At 65.2% G+C, this 1122-nt stretch carries 1 protein-coding gene; it reads left to right on the forward strand.

The genetic code is table 11. The features are described from left to right. The first annotated feature begins 108 nt into the window (after nucleotides 1-108). Entirely contained in the window at nucleotides 109-1113 is a 1005-nt protein-coding gene (locus tag AC1DRE_RS25075) for an IS481 family transposase (protein WP_476987166.1), read from the forward strand. Nucleotides 1114-1122: the final 9 nt, after the last annotated feature.

The following is a 1122-nucleotide window of genomic DNA, read 5'->3' on the forward strand; positions in this document are numbered from 1 at the left end:
TGTACTGTCCCGGCAGGTTGATGACACGGGGACTGATTTGACGCAATAAGAGGACCTCCGGGTGTTGTGTGGTGCTTGTCGAGAGCAAACACAAACCAGGAGGTCCTCGTGTCCCACCGTAACGCGTTTCTGGCCTATTCGGGGCGTCTGCAGCTGGCCCGCTGCATCGTGGTGGACGGGTGGCCGTTGCGCCGGGCCGCGGAACGGTTCAACGTCTCCGTGCCTACCGCCGTGCGCTGGTCCCGCCGCTACCGGGAATTGGGTGAGGCCGGGCTGGAGGACCGCAGGAGCCGGCCGGCGACATGCCCGCACCAGACTGCAGTCCGGACCGAGCGGCGGGTGCTGGGACTGCGTGTGAACAGGCGGTGGGGGCCGGCGCGGATCGCGTACCACCTGCACCTGAACATCTCCACGGTTCACCGCATCCTGACCCGCTACCTTTGCCCGCCGCTGCGGTTCACGGACCCGGCCACAGGGATCAGGGTCCGTGGCCGGGACCGTGCCCGCCGATACGAATATGCACGGCCGGGCGAGATGGTCCACGTAGACATCAAGAAGCTCGGCCGTATCCCCAACGGGGGCGGGCACCGGGCCCGCGGGCGCGTGCACGGCGAAGCGAACTCCCGGGCACAGAACTTCGCCGACGGCCGACTCAAGGACCGCGGCCAGGTCCGGGGCTACTCGTTTTTGCATCACGCAGTGGACGACCATTCCCGGTTCGTCTACTCCGAAATCCTGCCCGATGAAACCCAGACGACCGCCGCGGCATTCATGCACAACGCCATCGCCGCCTTCGCCGCCCAAGGAGTCAAAATCCAGAGGGTATTGACCGACAACGGCTCCTGCTACCGCTCCCGCGTCTTCGCCGCAGTCCTCGCCGAAGTCGGGATAAAGCACAAGCGCACAAGGCCATACAGGCCCCAGACCAACGGCAAAGTCGAGCGGTTCAACCGCATCCTCCAGGAGGAGTGGGCCTACGCCAAGGCCTATAGCTCAGAAGCCGAACGCCAAGCCTGCTATCAGGACTTCCTCGAGCACTACAATCACAGCAGGCCCCACACCGCACTCAACGGCGCCTCACCGGCAAGCCGCGTCACCAACGTACCGGGTTAGTACAGCTAG

The organism is Arthrobacter sp. P4_H3 (genome assembly GCF_056400885.1).